The organism is Streptococcus sanguinis (genome assembly GCF_019929145.1).
GTDB classification, from domain to species: domain Bacteria; phylum Bacillota; class Bacilli; order Lactobacillales; family Streptococcaceae; genus Streptococcus; species Streptococcus sanguinis_U.
Window position 1 is genome coordinate 1 of record NZ_JAHZOW010000009.1, and the last position, 5,915, is coordinate 5,915.

A 5,915-nucleotide genomic window follows, 5' to 3' on the forward strand; every position below is an offset into this window, starting at 1 on the left:
ATCAACGACCTAGGCCAATACGAAGTGCTCAATCAAGACCTGTCAGGACTTGACTTAGCCGAGGATATCAAGGAAGTACCGACGGAGCTGGAAGCTATTGTCAGTCAGATCCAACTACTGACAGAGAGTCAGCAGATCCCACCAGTGCCACAGCCATGGCTGCCACCGCTTAAAGAGCGGATGACCCTGCAGGAGCTGGAGCCGATCCAGCCGCAGGAAGCCTGGGAGCAAAAGAAGCCTGTCTCTGTCCTTCTGGGAATGGCGGATATCCCGCAGGCGCAGAAGCAAGAGCCCGTCTCTGTCAATCTGTCTAAGGATGGGCATATCCTGCTCTACGGAAGTCCAGGTACGGGGAAGACAACCTTCCTGCAAAGTGCGGCCATGGACTTGGCTCGCAAGTTCAGTCCCAAAGATGTCACGCTCTACCTGATGGACTTCGGTACCAATGGTCTGGCGCCGCTGGGCCAATTACCGCAGGTAGCCGATACCCTGCTTTTGGATCAGACGGAGAAGATTGCCAAGTTTGTGCGCATCATGGAGCGGGAGCTCAACCGGCGTAAGAAGCTCTTGTCGGACTACGGTGTTGGTACCTTGGAGCTTTACCGTCAGGCTAGCGGTCAGCAAGAGCCGGCGATTGTCATCTTACTGGACAGCTATGAGTCCATGAAAGAAGAGGCCTATGAAGCGGAGCTCTTCAAGCTCTTGGTGCGGATCTCCCGTGAAGGTCTCAGCATCGGTGTTCACCTCTTGGTGACAGCGGGCCGTCAGTCCAACCTTCGGGCGCAGTTCTACGCCAACTTCAAGCACCAGCTGAGTCTGCCGCAGAATGATTTCGGAGAAGTCCGCTCTATCGTGGGCTCTACCCCTCTTGCGAAAACCATGGAAGACATCAAGGGTCGGGCGCTTATGAAGCGTGACGAGGTTGATGTTATCCAGCTAGCTTTGCCAGTAGCGGGTGCCAATGATGCGCAAGTCCTCAACAACTTGCGTCAAGAAGTCGCTTCTCTCCAAGAAGCTTGGACCGGACAACGCCCAAGTGCCATTCCGATGGTACCAGAGGAGTTGAGCAAAGATGTCTTTTACCAAGCTTATGGTATTCAAGAACTCTTGCAGCAGGAAGTTATCCCAATGGGATTGGATATGGAGAATGTACAACCAGTAGGATGGCAGACTCATCAAGGGCCGTTTGTATATGTAGCTGGTGAAAAAGAAGAACAGAAACTAGCAATAACTGAGCATATTATTGAGATGTCGAAACAAATGGATAAAAAAGTTGTTTTGTTGGCACCTTTGTACAATATGTTGCCAGAAATGGATGATGAGGTGCTGACTGCTTTTGATAAAGAGGCTTTGGAAGAGACAATTTTATCTATCTCTGCTAAGTTAGATGAACGAATGGCGAATCGACAATTTGATTATGTCGCAACCGTACTGTTCTATGATTTCTCAGATTTTATTGAAGAATTGAGCATAGATACTCAAAAAGAGTTGGCACGAATTCTTGAGAAAGGTCCTAAACTTGGTTATATGCCAATTGTTATTACAGATGTTAGTCTGACGAAGCATTATGATACTGCGACTAAAGTAGTTAGAAACTTCAAACAAGGTTTAATTGCGACTCGGATTAACGACCAACAGGTGCTTAATGTAAATAATAGACCAAATACTAGGGAGCCGGTTCTTGAAGTACAAGAACATTACTTGGTTCAGGATAATATGGCTAGGAAAGTCAAAGTTTTTATAGAGTAATATGAAGGAGAAAAAATGGCAGATTCACAGAATACTATTGCACTTAGAGCGGAAATTGCTCAAGTCGAAAAAAAACTTAAAGCGCTTCAAGCAGCTGGAAAGGGATTAGGCAGTGTAAAAAACGAAATTAAAGAAACCTACGAAGGCGGAGATGTTGCGGATTTATATGGGAATAAATATGATGAGATGAAGGATGATGAGTCAAAAGCTATCAAGGGGTTCAAGTCAAAATTTGATGATAAGAAAAGCGCTATGATGGACAAAATTCACAGTCAGGAAAGGGTATTAGCTTACAAATTAAATTCTCTGAATACTCAACTTAGATTTTCTGAAATTTGGGATGCTATAACAAATAAATAAAACAAGGAGGGAAAGTATGGCTATTGTAAAGTTTTTAACTAAATCAGGATTGTCCACTCATGGAGAAAGTGCAATCACGTCATCTGCTAATTATAAAGATGGAATTGAGGGAGCTCACCATACTCTTACGATTAAGACGAATGGATCGCATTCAGAGGCAATCAAGGCATTTGAAAATAAAATGAATACTATTGCTCAAAAGATTTTTGTAAGATATCCGGAACTGTTAACTAAATATGGAACTATCATTGACACATATGTAAAAGCTGTGGAAGGCGCAGGTTTTACATCTGATATTTTGCGAACACAAAAAACTCCCATAAAGCATGTTAAAAAATGGCTTGATGAGACTACTGTCGATCGATTTGAAAAATTGCATAAAGCATTAGATCCTCAGTTAGAGGCAGCTAGAGATGCTTTAAAAATGGATCCGGAACCGGAGAGTGTCGACGAGGGTGAGATTAATACTCGTAGTGAATTGGCTTCTGCGAAGGGAGAACTACAGACTTTAGGGCAGGCTCGAATGGATACTCATATGAAGCTGGAGAATGCCCTGCAGACTTTCAAGGCTGATTTAAAAAGTTTTACATCAGAATTATCTATTGTGTCACAAGCTTTAAATAATGCTCGGTTTATGTCTGGCCTACCTGCTAGTGATGTCGAGGCTATGATTATTTCTGGCCAACTGAGAGCGAATAATATTGATGAATTGGATGCCATTCAAGATAGAGGAGACGGAGCTGCGCTCAAAGTTCTCTTAGGAGAAGGAACAGACAAGAAGCAGTTCTTCACTGACCTAGGAAGCGTAGATACTAGTAATGTTAGCTCTGTTATGATGTATAAAATCTATTTAAGGACACATGCAGAAGAGGTGCGGGCAGAAGATGAGAATGACTTTACTAATATTGAAGCGATGGCGATTGCTATATCTAATCAACATCATGATAAAGCTCAAGCTTATACAGAGAAAATGACTATTGCTGGAGACAGATATGCAGAACTTATTGGTAACAGAGCACGGGCTCTGAATCCCAAGCTGCAAGGAAATGATACCGCGACTTATGAACATCAGCTAGATGAAAACGCCCCCTTACTTGCAGCGCTGGATAAAGATTTAAAATCAGCCGGACGCTTGGTACATTTATTTGAGGCGATGCATGTTAATCATGTTGGACGAGACCGTAATATCAATCCAGCCGATAAAAAGAATCCAATCTATGAAACCAGAACCATCAAGCAGGGCAGCCTCAGTTTGGTCAACGAAAACAAAGATGACATCTATCGTTTTACGCTTTCGGTTAAAGGTGGGAACTTACAAAAAGAATTATCTGTTATTTCCAACCGTCAGGAAAATGCAACTCCACTAGAACTTTCTGAACTTAGTGAAGAATACAGAAAATTGGATGAGAAACGCTTAAAGGCTGGTGTTGACTTTGCATTGGATATGGCGACCTTAGGAGCCGGTTCTCAATATGCTTTCATGATTAACACAATTCGCAATTCGGATGTCCTTTTCGGAGAAAAATCTACAATGGAACAGCGTTTTTCATCAATTATCAAACAGGATGCGGTTAATAAAGGCCAGTTCGGTTCCAGCTATAGTGATTTGCTTGGGAAGTGGCCACGTGGTATTTCTAATACGGGAGTTATCGTATCGAAATTAAATGAGATTCAAAAGAACGCTGATGAAATTAAGAAGAAGACCAATCAAAAGTTGTTTAATATAGGCGGGTATACCATTAGCGATTATAATCACGGTTTCGGTGATTTGGGAAGTAAAAAGGAGAATAAAACCGTACTGTTCCGTCCACAGTATGATCTGCAGGCAATTCTGGAGATGGATGACCTAGAGAAGAATGGCGTGCGGACTTATGTATATCATACGAATGGAAATAATGGAGCCGAGGCTTTAGAAAAATTTGATCAGGCTATGAGCCAGTATAAGCCGGGCAGTCCCTATAGAAATGATGTGTCTAAATTTTTTGGAATCAAGGACAGTGATGATAAATTGGCACCCATTACCAGTGACATGAGGGATTTTCTGACAGGAAAAGGTGGAATGGAGAATCAAAATATGGTAAATTTCTTTAAGAGTATGGAGATTATACAGGAAGAAAAAGATAATGGGAAAAATCCCTTTGGTCTTGAAAGAAAGGTCTTTAGTGCAGGAGATTATATTACTGACCGCAACGAATTCTATGATAAGCTACTAGAGGGGAACAAGACTGGAGACCAACCATGAGACAACTTCAAATTAAGAAAACTAAACTCTTTTCTATTCTATTAGCAGTATTTTTCTTACTCGGAGTTGCCGTCTGGTACTTTTTTCTGCGGGTGACACCACGTTTTGAAGAATCTGTTAAAGTAAACGTGGACAAGGATATACAGATTGAGCAGCTAGAAAATGGACGGGTTGTCGCTATTACCTCTAACACTCCTTATTATCCATATTTTATGGTAGGGAAGAAGAATTTTTATTTAACAGAGTGGCGGCGTAACAATACAAACAGACTCCCACGTGATGACCAACAGAAGGATGGAGAATACTATTATCTTCATTGCTATGATTTGAATAGCAAAAAAGAAGAAAAGAAGCTGGATCTGTATGAGATTATACGCAAATACGATTCTAAGTTGGGTATTGATTTATCGGTGTCAATCAAGATTGTGTTTTACCGGGGAGCAGATTATTTGTATATAGGTTTGTCGAAAGAGAATAAAGGTGCTCCGGTTCATTACAAAGACGTTTTGGTTAATACAGATACAGAGGAGGTCATAGATTGTCCAAAGGATATCCTTAATCAACAAAGAGAGTTTGATTTGGCTATTAGTGCAACTGGCTTATCTAAGCGTGTTTGGGATACATATAATGTAGATATTAGTGATGCAATTTTGGAGGTTTCTGTGACAAAAAACATGAAAATACACGAAAATCTCAATATCTATCAAACCTATCCGAAACTCGTTCAAAAACTGAATCAGGGGAAGACCAGACTTTTCGTGCGTCAAGATGAGAATAGCCAGGAGGAATGGTTTAATATTCTCATGCGCTGGTTTGCGCCTACAGGAGAAGAAAAACTTTCTCTTACTATTACAGATGAGACTACTGGGGAAGTCACTTCCATTAACTCCTACCAAGACTTTCTAGTTTGGCAGGAGTTGCATTCTAAAAAGGAGGAAAATAAAGAATGAGTCAAATACAAGTCAACCATAGGACTATCCAAAGTTCTAATGCGAATTTTAATGTCCAATTAGCAACTCCTTATACTGCAGCTTTTGCAGGATATGTGCAGGATTCATCTACGCAATATTTAGAGGCAGCATCTGATACTATTCAAAAAAGTACGGAGAATTTGGGAGAGTCAATAAAAAATTTTAATGACTATATCAATAGTGTTGCGGAATATTTTAAATCTAAGGACAGTACATTAGCTAAGGAGATTTCATCGGTAACTGTTCGTGCAGTCCCTAGCTCTAAGCAGCAAGCTGCACAAAAGAAGCAGCAAGCTAAAACTTCGACAACCTATAAAATACTACCTTAATAATCTAGCTTTAGAATTTGTTTTAAACTACTTGATTTCATTTTCAAGTAGTTTTCTTTTTCTCTTCTTTTCTCCTATCTCTCGTATGGTATAATGGAACAAGGACATTTTCCTTCTAGTACTTTGAAAACTCTATATTTTTTGAATGGTTTATCCGCTCTGCTATTTCCCAAAAAATAAATAAAATGACTGACCTGGGCTGCTCACTGATCTTCGTGCAGGATGTGATGAGCTCGCTGTCTGAGAATATCAAGACGGTTGTCA

At 40.9% G+C, this 5,915-nt stretch carries 5 protein-coding genes; all 5 read left to right on the plus strand.

Translation table 11 applies throughout. The features are described 5' to 3' along the window. Window positions 1-1,749, plus strand: a 1,749-nt coding sequence (locus K1I94_RS11145) for an FtsK/SpoIIIE domain-containing protein (RefSeq protein ID WP_223315330.1), incomplete at its 5' end; no start/stop codon positions are given. Between the two features lie 15 nt (window positions 1,750-1,764). Continuing rightward, window positions 1,765-2,109 (plus strand): hypothetical protein, encoded by a 345-nt coding sequence (locus tag K1I94_RS11150; RefSeq protein WP_209552080.1) that lies wholly within the window; start codon window positions 1,765-1,767, stop codon window positions 2,107-2,109. A gap of 16 nt (window positions 2,110-2,125) precedes the next feature. Beyond that, on the plus strand, window positions 2,126-4,351 hold the full coding sequence (locus K1I94_RS11155; RefSeq protein WP_223315331.1) for a hypothetical protein: 2,226 nt from the start codon (window positions 2,126-2,128) through the stop codon (window positions 4,349-4,351). Then, a complete protein-coding gene (locus tag K1I94_RS11160; RefSeq protein ID WP_223315332.1) occupies window positions 4,348-5,301 on the plus strand; it encodes a hypothetical protein in 954 nt (317 codons plus the stop codon). Before K1I94_RS11155 ends, K1I94_RS11160 begins: the two co-directional genes overlap by 4 nt. Further along, window positions 5,298-5,651, plus strand: a complete 354-nt coding sequence (locus K1I94_RS11165) for a hypothetical protein (RefSeq protein ID WP_209552083.1) — start codon at window positions 5,298-5,300, stop codon at window positions 5,649-5,651. The genes K1I94_RS11160 and K1I94_RS11165 overlap by 4 nt, the downstream gene beginning before the upstream one ends. Window positions 5,652-5,915: the final 264 nt, after the last annotated feature.